Source organism: Rhodococcus sp. WB9 (assembly GCF_007558985.1).
In the GTDB taxonomy this organism is placed as follows: domain Bacteria; phylum Actinomycetota; class Actinomycetes; order Mycobacteriales; family Mycobacteriaceae; genus Rhodococcus_F; species Rhodococcus_F opacus.
Genome location: NZ_CP041769.1, coordinates 1,973,208 through 1,993,614, shown reverse-complemented (window position 1 = coordinate 1,993,614; position 20,407 = coordinate 1,973,208). Strand labels below are relative to the sequence as shown.

General features: G+C 66.6%; 13 protein-coding genes, 1 tRNA gene and 1 pseudogene. 5 read left to right on the top strand and 10 right to left on the bottom strand.

Features of this window, described 5'->3' with window-relative positions; genetic code table 11:
* Positions 1 to 21: 21 nt before the first annotated feature.
* Both FND50_RS09275 and FND50_RS09270 read left to right on the top strand, forming a co-directional pair.
* Positions 22 to 1,707: an ABC transporter family substrate-binding protein gene (locus tag FND50_RS09275; protein ID WP_144285535.1), complete on the top strand. Its 1,686-nt coding sequence runs from the start codon at positions 22 to 24 to the stop codon at positions 1,705 to 1,707.
* 49 nt (positions 1,708 to 1,756) lie between these two features.
* A complete protein-coding gene (locus tag FND50_RS09270) occupies positions 1,757 to 2,362 on the top strand; it encodes a hypothetical protein (protein WP_144285534.1) in 606 nt (201 codons plus the stop codon).
* A 4-nt stretch (positions 2,363 to 2,366) separates the two neighbouring features.
* On the opposite strand, the gene FND50_RS09265 is transcribed toward FND50_RS09270, so the two are convergent.
* The 3 genes from FND50_RS09265 to FND50_RS09255 form a co-directional block, all read right to left on the bottom strand.
* A complete protein-coding gene (locus FND50_RS09265; protein WP_039952841.1) occupies positions 2,367 to 2,735 on the bottom strand; it encodes a hypothetical protein in 369 nt (122 codons plus the stop codon).
* A 249-nt stretch (positions 2,736 to 2,984) separates the two neighbouring features.
* A complete protein-coding gene (locus tag FND50_RS09260) occupies positions 2,985 to 3,968 on the bottom strand; it encodes a TIGR00341 family protein (RefSeq protein WP_144285533.1) in 984 nt (327 codons plus the stop codon).
* Positions 3,962 to 4,177: a hypothetical protein gene (locus FND50_RS09255; protein WP_144285532.1), complete on the bottom strand. Its 216-nt coding sequence runs from the start codon at positions 4,175 to 4,177 to the stop codon at positions 3,962 to 3,964. Before FND50_RS09255 ends, FND50_RS09260 begins: the two co-directional genes overlap by 7 nt.
* A 282-nt stretch (positions 4,178 to 4,459) precedes the next feature.
* Between FND50_RS09255 and FND50_RS09250 the strand changes: the two are divergent.
* Positions 4,460 to 6,356 (top strand): annotated as a pseudogene (locus FND50_RS09250) (alkyl/aryl-sulfatase).
* Positions 6,357 to 6,398: 42 nt separating this feature from the next.
* On the opposite strand, the gene FND50_RS09245 reads toward FND50_RS09250, so the two are convergent.
* The 6 genes from FND50_RS09245 to FND50_RS09220 form a co-directional block, all read right to left on the bottom strand.
* The gene (locus tag FND50_RS09245) at positions 6,399 to 7,673 is read right to left on the bottom strand and encodes a zinc metalloprotease (RefSeq protein ID WP_144285531.1); all 1,275 of its coding nucleotides are present in this window, start codon (positions 7,671 to 7,673) and stop codon (positions 6,399 to 6,401) included.
* Positions 7,674 to 7,695: 22 nt separating this feature from the next.
* Positions 7,696 to 9,633 carry a DNA/RNA non-specific endonuclease gene (locus FND50_RS09240; RefSeq protein ID WP_144285530.1) on the bottom strand — a complete coding sequence of 646 codons (1,938 nt, stop codon included), beginning with the start codon at positions 9,631 to 9,633 and terminating at the stop codon, positions 7,696 to 7,698.
* A gap of 83 nt (positions 9,634 to 9,716) precedes the next feature.
* Complete coding sequence (locus FND50_RS09235; RefSeq protein WP_144285529.1) at positions 9,717 to 12,674, bottom strand: CHAT domain-containing protein; 2,958 nt, start codon at positions 12,672 to 12,674, stop codon at positions 9,717 to 9,719.
* Positions 12,675 to 12,686: 12 nt separating this feature from the next.
* Complete coding sequence (locus FND50_RS09230) at positions 12,687 to 14,087, bottom strand: lipase/acyltransferase domain-containing protein (RefSeq protein WP_144285528.1); 1,401 nt, start codon at positions 14,085 to 14,087, stop codon at positions 12,687 to 12,689.
* A gap of 123 nt (positions 14,088 to 14,210) precedes the next feature.
* Positions 14,211 to 14,780 (bottom strand): dCTP deaminase, encoded by a 570-nt coding sequence (gene dcd / locus FND50_RS09225; RefSeq protein ID WP_005238072.1) that lies wholly within the window; start codon positions 14,778 to 14,780, stop codon positions 14,211 to 14,213.
* 9 nt (positions 14,781 to 14,789) lie between these two features.
* Positions 14,790 to 15,458, bottom strand: coding sequence for a TetR/AcrR family transcriptional regulator (locus FND50_RS09220; protein ID WP_144285527.1), 669 nt, complete (start codon positions 15,456 to 15,458; stop codon positions 14,790 to 14,792).
* An 86-nt stretch (positions 15,459 to 15,544) separates the two neighbouring features.
* Here FND50_RS09220 and FND50_RS09215 point away from each other — a divergent pair, with 86 nt between their 5' ends.
* Complete coding sequence (locus FND50_RS09215) at positions 15,545 to 16,369, top strand: oxygenase MpaB family protein (protein ID WP_144285526.1); 825 nt, start codon at positions 15,545 to 15,547, stop codon at positions 16,367 to 16,369.
* A gap of 96 nt (positions 16,370 to 16,465) precedes the next feature.
* Positions 16,466 to 16,539: transfer RNA gene (locus FND50_RS09210), tRNA-Gly, on the top strand.
* Positions 16,540 to 16,744: 205 nt separating this feature from the next.
* Here the strand turns inward: FND50_RS09210 and FND50_RS09205 are convergent.
* Positions 16,745 to 19,999, bottom strand: a complete 3,255-nt coding sequence (locus FND50_RS09205) for a protein kinase domain-containing protein (protein ID WP_144289011.1) — start codon at positions 19,997 to 19,999, stop codon at positions 16,745 to 16,747.
* Positions 20,000 to 20,407: the final 408 nt, after the last annotated feature.

The following is a 20,407-nucleotide window of genomic DNA, read 5'->3' as shown; positions in this document are numbered from 1 at the left end:
ACTTCGAGGAAGGGCACATCCATGAGGATTCGTTCGGCGCGCACCCGCCTCGCGGTATCGGTCCTGGCCATCGGCCTGATTCTCGGTGGCTGCGGGGGTTCGGACACCGGCGGCGTCGAGGCCGGGTCCGGGTCGATCGGCACCACCAACGACATCAATCCGCACGACCCCAGCGAGCTCCGCGACGGCGGAAACCTGCGGTTGGCGTTGTCGGGTTTCCCCCCGAATTTCAACACCCTGTCCAACGACGGCAACGACACCGAGATCGGCGCCATGCTGAAGCCGATGATGCCCCGCGCCTTCAGCACCGACGCCTCGGGAGCGCTGTCGGTGAACCACGACTACTTCACCGACGTCGCGCTCACCGGCACCGACCCCCAGCAGGTCACGTACACGATCGACCCGAAGGCCGTGTGGTCGGACGGCACCCCGATCACGTGGGCGGACATCCAGTCTCAGGCCGCAGCGCTCAGCGGGAAGAACAAGGAATTCCTGATCGCGAACACGTCCGGGTTCGAGCGGGTGGACAGGGTCGAGCGCGGCGTCGACGACCGTCAGGCGGTGATCACATTCGCCGAGCCGTACGCCGAATGGAAGGGCCAGTTCGCGGGCAATTCGATGCTGTACCCGAAGTCGGTCACCGCGACCCCCGAGACGTTCAACGAGAGTCTGCGCGACGGGGTCACACTGACGTCGGGACCGTTCCGGATCGCGTCGATCGACAGGGCGCAGAACCGAATCACGCTGGGCCGCAACCCCGCGTGGTGGGGCAACACTCCGAAACTCGACACCATCACCTACAGCGTGCTCGACGACTCGGCGCGGATTCCCGCTCTGCAGAACAACGAGATCGACGCGTCCGGACTGGGCACCATCGACGAGGTGAAGACCGCGCAGGGTTCGGCAGGCATCGCGATCCGCCGGGCACCGGGAAACCAGTTCTCGCACATCACGTTCAACGGCGCGGAGGGATCGATCCTCGCCGATCCGGAATTGCGGGTGGCGCTGTCCAAGGGCATCGACCGGCAAGGCATCGCGACCGCGATCCAGAACGGTCTGGTCGACGATCCCCAGCCGCTGAACAACCACGTCTACCTCAACGGCCAGGAGGGCTACCAGGACAACAGCGCAGCCGTCTCCTACGACCCCGAGGAGGCCGCGAGGCGGCTCGACGAACTCGGCTGGACACTCAACGGCGAGTTCCGGGAGAAGGACGGGCGCAGGCTCGAGATTCGCGACGTGATGTACCAGTCGACCACCTGGGTTCAGATCGCGCAGATCCTTCAGCAGAACCTCGCGCAGATCGGAGTCAAGCTGAACATCGACACCCGTGGCGGCACCGGGTTCTTCACCGATGTCATCCAGCCCGGCGACTTCGACATCGCCCAATTCTCCTGGGTGGGTGATCCGTTCCCACTCAGCGGCCTGCCGCAGATCTACGCGTACAACCCCGACGACCTGCAGGGAAATTACGGCCGGATCGGTTCGCCCGAACTGAACGCGCTGATCGAGCGGACGATCTCGGAACTCCACCCCCAGAAGGCGATCGAACTGGCCAACGAAGTGGACACCGCGGTGTTCGAAGAGGGATTCTCGCTGCCGCTGGTGCAGGCGCCGGGCAACGTCGCGGTGCGCGACAACCTGGCGAACTTCGGCGCCGCCGGCCTCGCGTCCTACGACTACACCACGATCGGCTTCCTGAATTAGCGGGTTCGCGGCCGTCCGCTACCCCGTTGCCGTCAGCGCGTGGGCGCTGGTGGTGTGCGGCGCGTTCGCCGTGGTCGCCGACGCCGATCAGCTCAGCGCACTGGTCATGGTGGAAGCGACGGTGCTCGGTGTCACCGGCTACACGTGGTTCGCTGCCACCCGTTCGGGGTCGGAGCCGGGTCGGCCCGCCACGGTGCACCGGGTACGCCAGCAGCATCGGCTGACCAGCAGGTCCTGGATCGAGGTTCGTGAGGAACCGGATTCAGTGTGGATTCCGGTGTTCTTCGATCCCGCGCTGATCACGATGCCGTCCCCGACCGCGGCGACGGTGCACGACGCGGGGCGTCGCCGTGTCGTGGTCTGGGAAGGCCGTCGACTCCGCCCGTCCGGGCGAGCTCGTCGTTCGGAGCCGGCCGGACGGTTGATCGACAACCCGTCGCGCCCGGATCCGGACGGCCCGGTGCGCGCCCGGGCGGCCACCCGACCGGCCCGCCGGATCGTCCTCGACGCCCAGTTCGCGGTGGCGGCACCGTTCGTCGGGGCACTGTGGGTGTACGTCGCGGGCGGTGGGCTTCCGGCGTACGCGGGCGCGACCTGTGTGGCTGCGGCTGTCGCGGTGTGGTTGGCGGCCGTCCGCGGCTCCGACCCCAGCTGAGGGGTCAGGACATGGTGACGCCCGCGCTGACGAAGCACGGCAGCAGTCCGGCGATCTCGCTCAGCACGGGGCCGAATCCCACGGCTGCGGGTACCGGGTCGTTGACGAACGCGACGCCCCGGAATCCTGTGGTGAGGTTGGTGAACTGCACCACGGCACCGTTCCACTGTGCGAGCGGCGCGGCGGTGGTGTACCGGATCCGGTCGGGCGCGACCCGCTCCGCGTTGAACGTCAGCCACGCGCCGGGGGCGCACGTCGACATCGAGCCGGGAACGAAGGGCGCCGCCGAGGCGGCCGCGGGCACTGCGAACGACAGTGCGCCGGCGGCGGCGATCACTGCTCCCAGCCGGCCCACCACTTGTCGAGTAGACATCGGAATTCCTTTCGGGGCGCGCCAATCCGTCTCCCCGAGTACGGCGGAACCGCGTCACTGAGTGTGAATACCAGGTCAGTGAATTATATCTCCGCAGGTAGGTCCCACCGCTAGGGTGAACGACCCACTCGTGGGCCGAATGCCGTCGTGTAGCGCACGGCAGTGGGGAGCAACGAAACATGCTGCTGCCAAGAAATACCGACGTCGACTCGTGCCGGTTCGACGCAGGCGAGGTCGGCGGACAACCGGTCACTCCGCCACGAGTCGAGCCCCGACGGTGTGCACCACCTGCACGTCCGGGTTCCACGGGACCAGCGCATCAACAGATTTCTCGAGCTCGTCGAGCGGCGGAAGCGTCTCGGGACCGAGCACCGCGACCGTGGCAGTGCCGCCCTGCCAGGTGACATCGGTGACCTCGGCGCCCGGAGTGCCGGCGAGCCAGTTCTCCGCTGCGGTGGAGATCTGACGCGCCCACAGCGAGGACAGCGAGTTGACCACCATCGGGATCGTGACCGCGACCAGGACCAGCGCCAGGACGGTATACGCCCGCCGCCGGTGCGCGCCGGTGGCACTCCCGACTTCCCGGGCGTATCCCGCAGCGACGAGCACGGCCGTCGCGGTGATGACCATCGCCACGACATTGGACGCGAACAGCACGAACGCTCCCACAGCCAGGGAGGGAGCCCCCGACCCCAGGCACACCCCCACCACCGCGAGGGGAGGGACCAGGGAGATGGCGATGGCGACGCCGGGGAGGACGTCACCGACGTCTTTCCTCGCGACGGCGACGGCACCGACCAGGCCGGTGGCCAGCGCGGCGGCCAGGTCCATCAGGGTCGGTGACGTACGGCCGGTTACTTGCGAATTGGTCAGCACACTTAACGGATTCGGTAATACCTGCGCGAATGCCATGCCCAACAGGACGACGAGGGCAATGCCGGCGAGGACGTAGAACAGGCTGTGCCCGATCAGGCGGCCGTTGCCGGTGGTGATGCCCAACCCCACCCCGAGAATGGGCGTCGACAGCGGTGCGACGATCATCGCACCGATCACGGTGGCGGTGGAATCACCCACGACACCCGCCACCGCGATCACGGCCGACAGCGTCAACATCACCCAGAACGCGGAACGTTTGGCGTCCCGGTCGCCGACCGAGAGATCGAGGCGTTCGCCGAGTTCGGTCAGCGTGCGACGGTGCCTGTCGGGAATGATCCCCAGGCGACTGGTCACCACGTTTCCGGCCGCGAGGTCTGCGCCGATCCCGCGACGCCGGAGAGCGCTGCGACGAGGGTCGCGAGTATGCAGATCCAGCCGAAGAAGGTCGCTGCGCGTGGCGTCGAGACCATGAGCACGTGCAGGAGCGCAGTGGCGGCACCTCCGGCCCACAGCCGTTTCGCGTCGACGGTGGGGGCGGCCGGTCTACCGGGCCGGATCTGGTTCATCGAAGGCTCCTTCCGAATGTCGGGCGGAGAGGGTTTCCAGACACGGTAGGCCGTTCGGATTCTCGGGTTGTCATCCTCCGCGGGTGAAAGGAACGGGCAGTTGACGTGGTTCACCCCTCTCGGGTGAGGCCACCCCGTCACCGGTGGTGCCACTCTGCAACGTGAGTCCGGGCGCCGCGCCGGAAGGTCGCCGGCCGCGCGCCATGTGAAATGACCACGAGGTCGACGCCCGCGGACAGTTGTGGCCGGCGGAGTCCGGCGTGGCATGTGGGAAGGGGTTCCATGTCCAGTCAGACAGATGCCACGGCGAACGTGAAGGCCGCGAACGAGGAAGCGTTGCAGCAACTCCCGTTCGGAGACGAGCAGGATCTCGCCGATGTCGAGCGGGGCTTCGTCGCAGCCCTCGAGCCCGGTGTTGTGACAGGGACCGACGGAAAGGTGGTGTGGGACAGCGACGCGTTCGCGTTCCTCGAGCAGGATTGCCCGCCCACGGTGCATCCGAGTCTGTGGCGGCAGTCGCGGCTGTGTGCGCGGCAAGGCCTGTTCGAGGTCACCGACGGTATCTACCAGATCCGTGGCCTCGATCTGTCGAACATGACCCTGGTCGAGGGCGACACCGGCGTCATCGTCATCGATCCGCTGATCTCCGCGGAGACCGCGACCGCGGGGCTGTCGCTGTATCGCGCTCAGCGCGGTGATCGTCCGGTGACCGGGGTGATCTTCTCGCATTCGCACATCGATCACTTCGGTGGCGTCAAGGGGGTCACCACCGAAGACGACGTCGCGGCAGGGCGTTGTCCGATTCTGGCACCGGCGGGTTTCGTCGAGCACTCCGTCGCGGAGAACGTGTATGCCGGCGCCGCGATGGCACGACGGTCCGCGTACATGTACGGGGCTGCGCTGCCTCGTGGGCCGCAAGGCGCCGTGGGCGCCGGGCTCGGCCCCACCACCTCGACGGGAACCCCCACCCTCATCACGCCCACCGTCGATATCGATCACACCGGCCAGACCGAGACCGTCGACGGGGTTCGGATCGAGTTGCAACTCACCCCGGGCACCGAGGCGCCGTCGGAGATGAACTTCTACTTCCCCGACCGGCGAGCGCTCTGCATGGCCGAGAACGCCACTCATACGCTGCACAACCTGCTGACCTTGCGGGGCGCGCTGGTTCGTGATCCCCAATGTCTGGGCGAAATACTTGACCGAGTCGATCAACCGGTACGCCGCCCGCACCGACGTGCTGTTCGCGTCCCATCACTGGCCGACGTGGGGAACCGAGCGGCTCACCGAATTCCTGTCCGTCCAGCGCGACCTGTACGGGTACCTCCACGATCAGACCCTGAGGGCGCTCAACAAGGGCGCCACCGGAATCGAGATCGCCGAGTCGATCGAGCTGCCGCCGGCGGTGGCACAGGCGTGGCACACACACGGCTACTACGGTTCGGTCAGTCACAACGTCAAGGCGATCTACCAGCGCTATATGGGCTGGTTCGACGGCAACCCCGCGAAGCTGTGGGACCACCCGCCCGTCGAATCCGCCAAGCGGCACGTCGAATTCATGGGCGGGGTGGACGAGACGATCCGCAAGGCCCGCGAATCCTATGCGGCGGGCGACTTCCGCTGGGTCGCACAGGTGCTGAACTACGTGATCTTCGTCGAGCCCGACAACGCCGAGTCGAAGGCGTTGCAGGCCGACACCCTCGAGCAGCTCGGGTATGGATCCGAGAACGGCACCTGGCGGAACTTCTTCCTCATGGGCGCCTACGAACTCCGCAACGGGTCGGTCGGGACGCCGATCGTCACTGCCTCCCCGGATATTTCGGCGGCACTGACGGTGGAGCAGGCTTTCGACGCGATCGCGCTGCGGGTCGACGGGCCCCGCGCCTGGTCGGCAGACCTCACCATCGACTGGAACGTCAAGGACGAGGGCGTCGTGCACCGAGCTCAGCTGCACAACGGGGTGCTGGTGCACTTCGACGTCGACGGGGAGATGCCCGCACCCGATGCGGCATTCACCCTGACCCGGCAAGACCTACTCGCCGCATTACTCGGGGGCAAGGACCTGGGCGAGATGGTCTCGGGCGGCAGCGTCGAAGTGGACGGAAATTCCGCCGCGCTGACGGAGTTGATCGGCTACCTCGACGCCCCCGACCCGGACTTCGCGATCGTCACACCGTAGTGCCGCCGAACCCCGTGACCACCTGAGCAGGTCTGGGCGGGGTTATCCGAAGGCGTCGCCGAGGTCCAATTCGAGTCGGTCGTCCTCGAGCCGGACCACCCGGACGGTGCGTGAGTCGCCCGCCGCCGTGGTCACCTCGAGCCGCCCGTCGTCGGCGGGCACCCACGTCCCCTCTCGTGCCTCGTTGGCGTCTCCCCTGCCGATCGCCCAGTCGACGAACGAGCCGTCCGGCCGGAATTCGATACCGCCACGCCCCCTCGCGCGCGGGAAATCGAATTCGGCGGGCCGGTACACGCGGACGCCGTCGTGGTCCTCCTCGAAGGAATGCCGCCAGCGCCCCGCGGCACTTCGGGCGACCAGCGCGGACGCGGCGGACTCCGTTCCTCCAGGCCGCCCCGTCCACAACTGCTTCCGGACGCCGTCGAGGCACGCCCCCATCCGTGCGCCCTGCCCCTTGGTGAACATCACCATCCCGGCGTCGTCCGTGTAGTCCATGTAATCCATGAACAGGTCGCCGTGGGGGCCGTTCCCGCAACTGATGTGCGGGAAACGCGGCATCCCGACGTTCTGCCCGCCCTGATCGGGAGTGTCGCCGACCTCGTCGGAGCCCCGGCACCCGGTGCCGTCGTCACCCCAGATGTGGTAGAGGTTGAAGTAGTGCCCGATCTCGTGGGTCGCGGTGCGCCCGAGGTTGAACGGGGCACGTGCGGTGCCCGTCGTCCCGAACGCGGTGTACGTGATCACGACGCCGTCTGTGGCGACCGGACCGCCGGGGAACTGCGCGTAGCCGAGCAGACCACCACCGAGCGCGCAGACCCAGATGTTCAGGTATCGCTGTGTCGGCCACGGATCGGCACCGCCGGTCTCCGCGGACTTGATGCCGTCGTTCTGATCGAACGCATCGACTTCGGTTGCAGTTCGGGTGATTCCGTTCGTCACCCGCCCGTTCGGATCCGCGTCGGCAAGGTAGAATTCGATTCCCGCGTCGCCGACCAGATCCTCGAACACTGACGGGACGGTGTCCACGTCGTCGTTGGTGGCCCGGAAGTCCTTGTTGAGCACCGCGATCTGGCTTTCGATCTGCCCGTCGGAAATGTTCTGCGCCGCAGTCTTCCACACGACATGGACGACGACCGGAATTCGTGCGACGCCGCGGGCGGCGATCGACTGCAGCGATTCCAGGTCGATGGTCTGGTTCTCGATCTCCGATCGGGCGATGCGATACGACTCCGACTCGGTCAACAGCCGGCGGTGCACGTCCATCGCCCCGCAGGTGCGCTGCGTGGGCAGAACGACCTCTGATTCGTTGGTGCTCATGGCGTCGGGCTCGCTTTCGGTTTCAGAGAATCAGGTCCTGGGGTCGGATCAGTTCGCGGGGCAGGGCGCTCGCCTCGATGCGCTCGAGCGGATCGGCCGCGAAGTAGGGATCGAGAACCAGACCGGTCAACTGGGCGATCCGGCGCACGGGCACCTGGAACGTGCGGTACGCGCCGTAGGAGAACGCCTCCTCCCCCTCGGCGAACTCGTCCAGCAGGGCGGCCTGGCTGAGCAGGTATCCGGTGACCGAGAGACCACCGTCCTGCTTCACCATGGCCACCGTCTTCCAGAACTGACGCGGCAGCGCCACCCCGCGATACTCGGGGTCGTCGGGCGAGAGAACGGGTCCGGTGACGACGCTGACGGCGAGATCGGCGTTGTCCGCGTTCTTCAGGACGTAGTCCTCGAGGCCCAGCCACAGCGTCTGCCCGGCGTTGAAACCGTGATGCTGCGGAGTGCAATTCGTGAAGTGGAACGTGTCGTCGTTCGCCGCCTTGGCGAGCGGTCCCCACGCCGGGTCGAGTCGGCGCACGAGGTGTCCGCGGTCGAGCGGATTGTCGCGATACACGTCCTCCCCCGTCTGCTGATCGGCCGGAAGTCGCGGGTCGAAAATCCATCTGTCGCTGTCGCGCCGCGGGCTCTGCGACTGCGTTCCGTCGATGTTCACGGCGGTGAACAGCGCCAGCGCCCGCTCGCGGTGCATCACGACGCTGAAGTGGTGGTACTTCAACTCCTGTGACGCGACCGACGGTGTCCCGGGCCGCGGAAGGGGTAGCGGCATACGCAGGAAGTTCACGTCGTACCCCCCGCGCGTGCTGTAGTCCGGGTCGATCGAGATCGCCTCGGGCTCGGCGGGTCGCCGGGCGGCGGCCGGTGAGTCGGCGGAGCCGAGACGCACCGTGATCTCGAGGGGAACCCGGACGGTCACTTCCCGTTCGTGTTCAACCGGGGATTCCGTCGGGGCCGTCCGCTCCGCGCGGACGATGTCGTCGACGAGGTCACGCGACTGCCGGGTGAGGTTCTGCGCGCGCACGAACTCGAGGATGCGGCTGATGCGCACGCCCTCGTTGAGGACACCACCGAACTCGGTGTGCTGCGGCGCCCGCACACTCGCGTGATGCAACGCGACCACCTCCCACTGATCGTTAAAGACCGGCGAACCCGAGGATCCGGGTTCCGTGTCGGCCGAGTAGTGCAGAAACCGCTCGGGAATGTCGACGATACGGTTCTCCCGCAGGGCGATCTGCTTCTTCTCGCCGCGAGGGTGCTGCACGATGGTCACGAATTCGCCGATGACGGCCTTGCCCTCCGCCTGGATCAGCGGGTTGAAACCGAACTGGGCGAGCGTTCCGGGTTCGGCTCCGACCGCGACGAGCGCGAAGTCGCGTTCCCGGTCGGCGAGGTAGAACCGACCCGGGTCCAGCGGGAACATCTGCACGGGGCGCGGTTTCCCGTCGATGCCGTCCTGGTAGTCGAACTCGATCACGCTGCTGCGGGCCGTGTCCGCAGTCGGCAGCACGTGATGGTTGGTCAGCAGCAGCGTGGGTGAGACGAGGAAGCCCGTGCCGTAGCCCTGCAGGGTTCCCCGCGCGTCCCGGATGTTGACGCGTCCGATCGACCGGGCGGCGGCGGCACCGGCATCGAGGTATCGGACGCCGACGAAATCGGCTGTGTTGATTATTTTCTCGAGTAACTGATCCGGGAGGGTATCCGACTCCCGATCCCCTGCCGCGTAGTAGCGACCGAGCCGGTCCACGCGCTTCGCGATCCGTTCGGGAGTATCCGCGGCGGCGAGGCCTCCGGGGCCGTTGAGTGCGTCCACGTGCTCGCCCCGCTGCGGGGCCCGTTCGCGGGCACGCAGTTCCGCCGCATCGCGTTGTCGCTGCCGTTCCGCCTCGAACCTTCCCCCAGGCATCGTGCGCTGCGACTGTCCGTCTCCGATGTTGTCGACGATGGTCATGACTCGGTCCTCACGTAGGTCGGGCGGCTCGTCCTGTGATTGCGAGCCTGCTCGTCGCGGGCAGGTCGGTCATGCGTAGTGGGCTACTCGATTCTCGGTCCGACCACGGTGTCGGCGCGTTCGTACTGTTCGACGCCGTTCCGGACGACCCGTCGGATGCGGTCGCCGTCGGCAACGAGGTCGTCGAGCAGCGGAACCACCAGTTCCGGCCGGATGGGGGTTTCCGCGAGGAGTTGCCCGAGTTCGAGTGCGTCCGACCCGAGCGCGCCGACGATGACCTTCCGCCGCGCGCAGTCCAGTGCCGCGTCCACGTCGAGTTGCTTCGCGGTGTCGCCCCGCGCCGCCGGTATCGGTGTCGCCGTCTCGACCAGCAGTGCTCGGACGTCCTGCGCCGTCAGATCGCGGTCGGTCGCCCAGACCAGCATCGCCGCGACGGCCACGTACAGCGCGGCGAACGTCGTGCCGTCCATCTCCGGTCTGTCGACGAGCCGCTCGCACGCCGTTCCGGTGATCGTCCGCGGCGCATAGATGTCAGGTTTTCCCGCGTCGGGGAAGTACGGGGTTTCGTGAGTGAGTGTGCCGTCGTCCTCGACGGCTCCGACGGCGAACGCATCCGCACTCCACGCGGGATACGCCGGCTCGTCCGCGTGGTCGCCCGAGGCGATCACGAGCCTTCCCTCGCTCACCAGGCGCGCAATCACCGCATTCTGCGCATCCGTCGGCACGGCGTTGCCGTAGTCGAATACCAGGATGTCCGCATCGGCCAGGGTTGCGTCCTCCATCCACCGGCAGACGTCGCGCTCGGACGGGACACCGTGCGCGAACGCCAGCTCCTGAGGAAGGAGTTCGGCCAGCGCCGATTCGCCCTGCCCCGTCTCACCGGCCACCACTCGCCCCGGAACCCCGTGCCGGATGGCGCACTGAGTGACTGCGACGGCGATGTCCTCACGACGGCCGGCGGTGAACGGGCCCGCCACCGCCAACCGCAACGCACGACGCACCGGTGCCGCGGCCGTCGCGTCGACCTCGGGTACACGGGATTCCGCGCCGAAGAAGTCGGACCCGTTCGACATCTGGGCCGCCGGCTTGACGGCGCCGACGCCGAGCTGTCGGACCAGGATCGGCAGGTCCTGCGGCTCGAAGGTCCCGTTCCGCGCGGCGAGATCGGCCAACTGCTCCCACAGTTCCAGGTGCCGCACGTCGGTGTAGAGCCGGGAGAGGTCCTCCTCCGGATAGCGGGTCAGGGTCGGCAGATTCCGCCGGATCCATTGCCACACTTCGGGCCACGACAGGGCGTCGAGACGGATCGTGCGCACTTCCGAGGCGCGGAGCGACTCCGTCAGGCCGACGAGTTCCCCGGTGGCCGCCACGCCGAGCCGCGCGTCCACGCGCCGCTGGGTCAGCAGGACGAGCGCGGCGAGAAGGTCCGAGGCACCGGGTTCGTCGCCGAGCAGCAGGTCACCGTCGTCGATCACGATCGCAATGGGGACTTCGGTGAGGTCGTCGAGCAGTCGCTCCCACCACTCGCCGGCACCGAGACTGCCCGGCCGCACGGTGCGCGCCCCGGCGTCCCGCAACAGATCGGCGACGAGCCGGCACAGTTCGTGGAGCGGGTCGGGTTTCGCGAGCAGGCGTTTCGTGCTGACGAACAGATGGGCGATCTTCGGGTCGAGCTCCTCGAGCACCCGGTCCAGAAGAGCGGTCTTTCCCGTGGAGGGCATGCCGACGACGTGCAGCAATCGAGCGGTCGTCTGCCCGGACAACACGTCCACCCCCTCGCGCAGCTCCGCCAGGCGGGAGATGAAGCGGAGTTCGCCCTGACGGATTCCGATTCGCCGCGCGATCCGCCGCGGCGAGGGCTCGGGCCGCGCTTTCGCCTCCGGGTCGATGATCGCGCCGGGCTCGCTACCACCGACGAACAGACACGGCACCGCCCAGTCGAGTAGGGGGTCACCGCTGTTCTCGTCGCCGTTGATCGCGAGCCGCGCCAGCCGCAACGCCTCGGCGACGGGCTGTCCGGCGGTCAGTGCCTGGTAGAAGAAGCGCGTCAGTTGTCGCTCCGTCCGGAAGGGCAGCACCGCCTGCATCCCGATCACCATCGGGCACGCATCACGCACGCAGATGTCGGCGGACGACAACGGCCCGGGCCACGGGTCGTCGTCGGTGGCACCGTCCGGCGCCCGGGCCGTCTCGCAGCCCGCGAACACGGCCAGCCGGAGGTCCGGCAGCTGCTGTAGCAGCAACGCGAACTCTTGGCTCGGCAGGAGCATGCCGCGACCGTTGCCCTGCTCCACCTTCAGTCCGTCGGGATTGGCGTGCCCGAGGTAGTGAAAGAGGTGAAACCCGCGTCTCTGCATGCCCATTCGACTGCGGAGCCGTTCGACGGACGGGCGGTCCTCGACCACCACGCGGAGCAGACCCCGGTCGACCAGTGGCCGCAATTCCGATAGCAGGCTGCGTTTCTCGGCATACAGGTCGAACGGGGCCTCGGAATCCTCGGGACCCGACCGCAAGGGGCTCGACATCACCAGCAGGAGGTTGAGCGGCGGCTCGATCGGCGTCTGCCGCAACGGGTAGGTGCGCGACCGTCCCGACCGCACCACGTGGACGTCGCGCGCCATGGCGAGGAACTGGCCGGGTCGTTGCGGATCCAGCAGCAACTCCCACGGCCAGGCGCACACTTCCTGCGGCGCGGCGAGGACGCGCACGAGAAGCTGGGTTCCCGTGGTCCGGGCCAACCCCCGGCTCTGCTGCAGCAGCGTGACGATGTCCGGGACCCCGAACACCAGATCCGTCAACACCTTCCCGACGTCGAGCGCATGGGTTGCGGCGTCGGTGCGCGCGTGCCGGACGGTGTCGGTCAACCAGTCGGACGGTGTGTCGATCGTCTTCCCGGTGACGTCGTTCGGCAGCTTCCATTCCGGGACCGGTCGCCGCACCGCGAACACCGAACCCATCCGCGACTGCGCCGAGAGCCAGACGTGGTCGCCGGCCCGGAGAACGCTGATCTCCAGTGCCTCGAAACCGGGTGTCGGTCCCATGCGTCCGCGCTCCTAGACGTCCACGGACCGGGCGATCTCGTCGAGGTCGACCACACTCGCGACGTCGGTGACCGGGTGCACCCCGGGTGCGCGGACGGTGATCCGGTAGTCCTGGGCGGCCAGCCCATCGAGGCTGGTCTGCTGCCAGCCGTCGACGGTCGACGCCAACGGGTGTTCCCGACTCGAACCGCCTGCCATGGGCTCGACCGTCGCGAGAAGCCGAGCGCCCCTGGCTCCGGTGCGTGCCCGGATCACCAGCGGCTCGGCGGTCGTGACGTCGTCGACTTCCAGTGCGACCGATTCGTTCACCGCCGGAAACACGTTCGGGGGCGCGAGTGCTGCGGTGTTCAGGATTCCGCCCACATGGTCGAGCACCGGGTCGTCGTTCTGGAGGGAGCCGTGCCGCTGGCTGAAGAAGGCTGCGTTCTTCCATCCCGTCATGAGTTCGTGCGGGGTGGACGACAATTTCGGCACGGTGCCGTCGCCGCCGCTCTCGTCGGGTCCGCGGACGGTCATCGTCTCGACCTTCGTTCCGGCGAGCCGGGCGGCCCACTTGGTGGGCTGGAAGTCGCCGATCACCGGCCGGATGTCGTAGCCCTCGTGTCCCGAATCCAGCCGTGCGTCGACGGCGTCGCGCAGGGCTCGGTGCAGGCGCACCGCCGCAGCCATCCGGCCGACGTCGAGACCCGTCCCCGACCAGTCGAGCTTCTCGTCGTCGAGCGCGAGCCACGACCCGTCGTCGCCCGCCATGCACCGATACGACGGCAGCAACTGGTAGGCGGACGTGAACGACCGGATCAGCGCACTGAGGTCGACGGTGAACGGGCCCCAGCCCTTGCGGAAACCGTTGACGAGGAAGTCGAGCGCATTGACCGAGCCCGAGTACGGGGTCCCGAACGTGACGAGGGTGCGGGTGTCACGCCACCCGTCCAGAAATTCGAGGAACAGCCGAGCGACGATTCCGCCCATGGAGTGACACACCAGCACGAGCTTCGCGTCCGCGTTCCCCGACTTCTCGCGCCACCGCGTCAGCCACTCGTGTGTCCGTCGGGCCAGGGCGCGGGCCGCCACCCGGTTGTCGCGCCGCCAGTCGTACGGGAACTCGAAATAGTTGTCGCCGGGAACCACCCCGAATCGGCGGACGACGTCGTCGCGGAATTTCGTGTACCCGTCGATCTTCCAGTCCAGGCCGGGAACGAAGTGGAAGTCCGGGACCAGGCGGGTGGCCACGACTCCGTCGCCGAGGTCGTCGACGTCCGGGTCGTCGCCGTCGAGCTTCAGGCGTTTGATGTTCCCGCCCAGCGACAGCACGCCCGCCAGCGCGACGCCCGGTGTGGGTGCCCATACGTCCTTGCCGTCACGGGCGAGGACCGACCCGCCGATGCCGGGCAACAACACGACTACGTCTTTCATGGCGGCCTCCGGGATCGAACGCCCAGGAGAGGGCGGCTTCGAATCCCAGTCTTCTCTCACCCGCCGCAATACACACGAGTAGCGGACCACTCGGTTTGCACTATTTTCGTCGGGCCGCGGGGGTCAGCTCTGCGCGAAGTTGAGGTAGGCCTTCGACGGCGTCGGGCCGCGCTGGCCCTGGTACTTGGAGCCGACGGCGGAGCTGCCGTAGGGGTGTTCCGCTGCGCTCGACAGCCGCAGCAGGCACAGCTGGCCGATCTTCATCCCGGGCCACAGGGTGATGGGCAGGTTCGCGACGTTGGAGAGCTCCAGCGTGATGTGCCCGTTGAAGCCGGGGTCGATGAACCCGGCCGTGGAGTGCGTCAACAGCCCGAGGCGGCCGAGCGAGGACTTGCCCTCGAGGCGTCCCGCCAGGTCGTCGGGCAGCGAACACACCTCCAGCGTGGAGCCGAGAACGAACTCACCGGGGTGCAGAACGAACGGCTCCCCCTCCGCCGGCTCGACCAGCGTCGTCAGCTCGTCCTGCCGCTGAGCTGGGTCGATGTGCGTGTAGCGGGTGTTGTTGAACACCCGGAACAGGCTGTCGAGGCGCACATCCACGCTCGAGGGCTGGACCATCGAATCGTCGAACGGGTCGATGCCCAGACGTCCAGCGGAAATTTCGGCACGGAGATCGCGATCGGAGAGGAGCACAGGTAGAGGTTAACGGGTGTGGATGGCCATCGAGAGCAGCAGTTCGGTGCAGGTGTCCACGAGCTCCTCCTCGGGGAGGGTCACCGTGCCGTTCAACCACGCCGTCAGGGTCTGCGCCAGGCCACCGACCATGAAGTGCGCGGCCAGGTCGAGGCGCGGGCTCTCGGCCACCTCGTAGTACCCGACCGTCTGCTTCGTGACCAGGCCCGCGAACAGCCGCGAACTGTCGAGGCGGCGCTGCGCCAACACCGCGCTCGACTGCGCCACCGAGAACATCAGACGGCCCTGACGCGGATCCTCGGCGACCTCCCGCACGATGTTGCGGACGCCGGCGCGCACGATGTCGCGTTCACCGGGCCCGGCGTTCGACACGGCATCCAGGGTGCTGGTGGCGATCCGATCCACGACGTGGTCGTAGACGGCGACGGTGAGCGCGTCGCGGTCGGCGAAGCTCTCGTAGAAGTAGCGGGTGGCGAGTCCGGCCTGCTTGCAGACTCCGCGCACGGTCAGGGCGTGGTCGCCCTCCGCGCTGCCCAGCAGGTCGAGTCCGGCCTCGATGAGCTGGCCACGCCGTTCCGATGTGCGCTGGTCGCGCTCCTGGCCGCCATAGACGCGTCCGCCGTCGCCCGTCGAGTGTCCGACCTTCGCGTTCACCGGTGCGGTAGCCATGCGCACCATCTTTCCACTGGACTCTGGACGGCGAACATATATGTGAGTACGGTCGTGTTCAGATAGCGAATCAGTGGTGGGGAGAGGGAACAAGAATGTCGACGTCACTCGAAGTACCAGACCGTCTCGATCAGGTCATGGACGGCGCCGGACTACTGGCAGGCGCCGCGAACATCATCATGCAGCTCGCCCATCCCGGGGTCGGGTACGGCGTATACGAGAGCAAGGTCGAGACCGGCCAGCTGTTCAGACATCCGATCAAGCGGACCCGCACCACGCTGACCTACCTCGTGGTGGCAGCCCGCGGCACCGACGAGGAAAAGGCGGCCTTCCGCAAGGGCGTCAACCGCGCCCACGCCAAGGTGCGCTCCACCCCCGACAGCCCCGTGCAGTACAACGCATTCGATCCCGAACTGCAGCTGTGGGTGGCCGCCTGCATCTACCGGGGCTTCGAAGACGTCAACCGCGCCCTGCACGGCGACCTCTCCCCCGCGGCCGCCGAGTTCTTCTACAAGGAAGGCGCCACGTTCGGCACCACGCTCCAGGTACCCCCGGAGATGTGGCCCGAAGACCGCATCGCGTTCGACGAGTACTGGAACCAAGCCCTCGACAAGGTGTCGATCGACGACACCATCCGCGAACACGTCCTCTCCATCGCACGCCTCGAATTCCTGCCCGCCATCGTCTCCCGCCTGTTCGGCCGGCTCAACATGTTCTTCACCAACGGCTTCCTGCCCCAGCAGTTCCGCGACGAAATGCACCTGACATGGACCGACAAGGATCAGAAGCGCTTCGACCGGACCCTGCGCACCATCGGCGCCGTCAGCAGGCGCATCCCCGTCCGAATCCGGGAGTTCCCCTACAACCTGCTCATGTTCGATCTGCGACGCCGAATGAAGGCCGGCAAGCCCCTCGTATGACACACCGCGTGTGCGCCCGGGTAGTCCGGATCACCATCTGATAATGTTTCCGCCGCAGGGTGTTGGGCCTGCCTACGGGCGCCCAATATCGTGCGCGCCGATGTAGTTCAATGGCAGAACATCAGCTTCCCAAGCTGAATACGCGGGTTCGATTCCCGTCATCGGCTCCACCCATCCATAGGGTGTTCACCCAATAGGCCGTGTTGGGTTCACCTATTAGACCCGGGATCGGATTCGGACCCTACTTTCTGGGCGATGGCGATGCAGGAGTGGACTTCACGGCCAGCAAAGGTATCCACGAAACCTTCCATAGCTCAATGGAGGCGGGTCTCGATGTCGGGCCGACCCGTGCCTCCCCTTCACGCTGAGCGAAAATTAGGACGATTGTCTTTCTTCGACAACCCAGGCTGCGACCTGTGCTCGTGAGGTAAATCCGAGTTTGGTGAGGATGTGTTCGACATGTCCTTGCGCGGTGCGCTGCGAGATGACGAGTCGGGCGGCGATCGCCTTGTTGGTCAGACCCTCGGCGATCAGTTCGGCGACCTGTTTTTCGCGTTTCGTCAGGGTGGTGAAACCTGGCGGGCTCGTTTTCGGGGTCTGCTCGCGGAGTGCGTAGGAGACAGCGGACGTGAGATCCATTGCTCTGCCGTGTTGCCAGGTTTGCTCGAAGGCGCGTTCGGTGAGCATCCGGCGGGCGGACCGCTCGCATTCTTCGTGATGGACGAACAGGTCGGGAACGAACACGGACGGACTCCCGGCCGCGCGGCCGCGCGCTTCCGCGGCACCCATCAGTGTGCTGGCGCGTTCAGGGTCACTGGTTCCGGCGATCCAGGCGAGTACTTCGACGCAGTTCGCGCAGCTGACCGGGTCGTCGACAAGTCGAGCGAGCCGCACTCCTTCTTCGAGTAGGTCGGTTGCGCGACGCTGATCACCCAGACGCCATTGTGCGACGGCCATGGCCCACAGTGCGTAGGACCGATAGACGGATTCACCGTGAGCTTCCGTGATCGCGAGAACTTCTTCGTAGCATTCGATCGCCCGGTGGGGTTCGGTGTCGTGCAGTTGATACACCAATCCCAGGAGTGTCAGAGACTCGATTCGCAGTGCGAGTTCGTTCTCGGCTTGTCGCAACACCGGCTGTGCCCGCTCCAGACGTGACGCCGCGCGCATGAGATCGCCGGTGAACAACCCTACGATGCCGTCCGCGTGGTCGACTATCGCGTGTGCTACGGGGTCGGTGATCTGGTCGGCGAGGATCCGCGCCTGCTCGACAAGGGCAGCACCTCGCTGGTGGTCCTGCTGCTGTTCGGCCATGAGGCAGTCGGCGTACAGCGCCCGGATGTACGTGATAGTCGGGTGTTCTCTCCGGAGTGACAGGAATTGGTCGAGCCAGCGCCTCGCCTCGCTGAGCTGGCCTCGCGACCCCCAGAGCTGCAACAAAGGTGTGGCAATCTGTAAACCGGTGTCGGCATCGCTTTCGGCGAGACAGAAATCCATCGCGTCCCGCAGATTGGGCTGCTCGTTGCTCAGTCGCTCCATCCACTCGAGCTGTCTGGGACCGATGAACCCGTCCTCGGCGGTGAGAGCGAGCTGGCGATACCAATCCCGGTGCCGTCGGCGCAGATCGAGGTACTCGCCGGATTCCTCGGCCTTCTCCCGGCCGTAAGCACGAAGGGTCTCGAGCAGTCTGAAACGGACTGCGGTGCCGTGTTCTTCGCGGATCAGGATCGACTTGTCGACCAGGGATGCCAGTGAGTCCAGCAACGCCTCCGGCGGAATGCTTTCCCCACACACGTGTTCTGCGGCATCGAGATCGAAGCTGCTTGGGAACACCGACAGTCGTGCCCACGCCAGTTGCTCGAGCGGGGTGCAGAGGTCGTAACTCCAGTCGATGCACAATCGGAGCGTCTGCTGGCGCGAAGGCGCGCCTCGGCTCCCGCGGGTCAACAGTGCGTACCGGTCGGAAAGTCTCTGCAGGATTTGTTCGGGCGACATCGCTCGCAACCGCGCGGCCGCCAATTCGATGGGCAGCGGCAACCCGTCCAACCGGTGACAGATCCGGGTGACCGCGGACTTGTTGGCATCTGTCAACGTGAATGTCGATACCGCGGTGGTGGCGCGTTCGGTGAACAGCGAAACGGCGTCGTAGCGGGGCAGACCCCGCAGTGACGGTTCGCGGTCGGGGTCGGGGACGGTGAGTGGGGGAACGCGCAGCGTCGCCTCCCCGGGTATCGCGAGGGGTTCGCGGCTTGTCGCGAGGATGCGCAAGTTCGGGTTGCATTGCAGCAAAGCTGCGGCGAGGTCGGCGACGGCGTCGACCACCTGCTCGCAATTGTCCAAAACCAGCAACAGTTCTCGCGACGACAGGAAGTCAAGGACGATCTCGCGTAGCGACCGGTCAGTTTGATCCCGCAAACCGAGTGTGGAGGCCACCACGTCGATCAGTCGAGATTCAGTGCGGACCTCGTCGAGCTCGACGAGCCATGCTCCGTCGGCGAACTCGCGGCGGATAGTAGTTGCAAGCCGAAGTGCGAGGCGTGTTTTTCCGACTCCGCCGATTCCGACCAACGTCAGCAATCGTGACGATGCCAGTAGATTCTTCGCTTCGGTGATCTCGTGCCTGCGACCGACGAAGCTGGACAATTCCAGGGGGAGGTTCCCGCGCTCACGGCTGGAAGGGTGTGTTGGAGCCTGCCCCTGTGATGACAGGTCTGGTTCCACCGTGGCTCGCGCATGGAGAGCCACGTCGCCTGCAGGCAGTCCGCGACTCCGTTGAATTTCGCGTAGGCGCTCACCCAAAACAGCTGCAGAGGGTTGCCGGTCCTCGGGGCGGCCGGACATCGCCTGCTCGATCACGGTAGCGACATCGTCGGCAATGCCGTGATCCCGAAGGTTCGGTGCCGGTTCCTTTGTGATGCGGATGAATTGGGCGACCAACTGTTCGCCGCTGCGGCGCTCGAATGCGGCGTGGCCGGTGACTGCACAGAACAGGGTGGCTCCGAGCCCGTAGATGTCCGAGGCGGGGCTCGGGGCGGCGCCGCCGAGGACCTCAGGCGCAGTGAACGCGGGTGAACCGGTGACGATGCCGGTAGCGGTCTCGAACCCGCCGGAAACATGCGCGATCCCGAAGTCTGTGAGCGCCGGCTCGCCATAGTCGGTGAGGAGAATATTCGCCGGCTTGACGTCCCGGTGGACGATGCCCTCGCCGTGGGCGGCCTCCAACGCGCCTGCCAGTTTCACCCCCAACTGCAGCACGTCGTCCACACCTAACGGACCGTGCCGCCGGATACGTTCGTCCAAGGAGCCCTGCGGGTGGTACGGCATCACGATGAATGGTTGTCCGCTGTCGGTGACCCCGACCTGGAGGACATTGACGATGTTGGGGTGGCCGGTCAGGCGGCCCATCGCCCGCTGTTCGCGAAAGAAGCGCTCCCGGTTTTCCTCTGCGAGATCGTTGATGAGCACCTTCACGGCGACGGTCCGGTCGAGAGCAGGTTGCGTGCACCGGTACACGACACCGAAGCCTCCACGCCCGATCTCCCGGGCGTCGTCGAATCCGTCGGCCGCCAGTTCCGACGCGACCGACGGGGTCACATCGCGATGAGTCTCGAACGGATCGATATCGGACATCATCCCAATCGATTCATCCGGTCCGCGATATGTTCGATGCAATCCGCACGATCAGCCTCCCGATGACGTGTTTCCAGGATATCGCTGACCGTAGCGTGAACGGTGTGGGCTACGGTAGCCTCGAACCCCGTCACAGCACCTACCGGCTCGATGCTGCACGAAGACGTGTGGCAGCGCAGATTGGCGCCGCAGATGTTGCGTTCACGCTGGCGGCGGCTCCCCTGTGCCATCGACCGCGTCGAGCGTGGCCCTCTGGGTCGCCGACGTCGTGTGCGGTGCCCTCGTTCAGGCTCGGGAGGGAAACCTCCGAGTACCTACGCGATGGGATGGTTACCGAAACCTAGAAACCGATAGCTTAGTTGCTAACAAGAAGCATCAACCGCCTGAGGAATTAGAGCCCGGTACGGC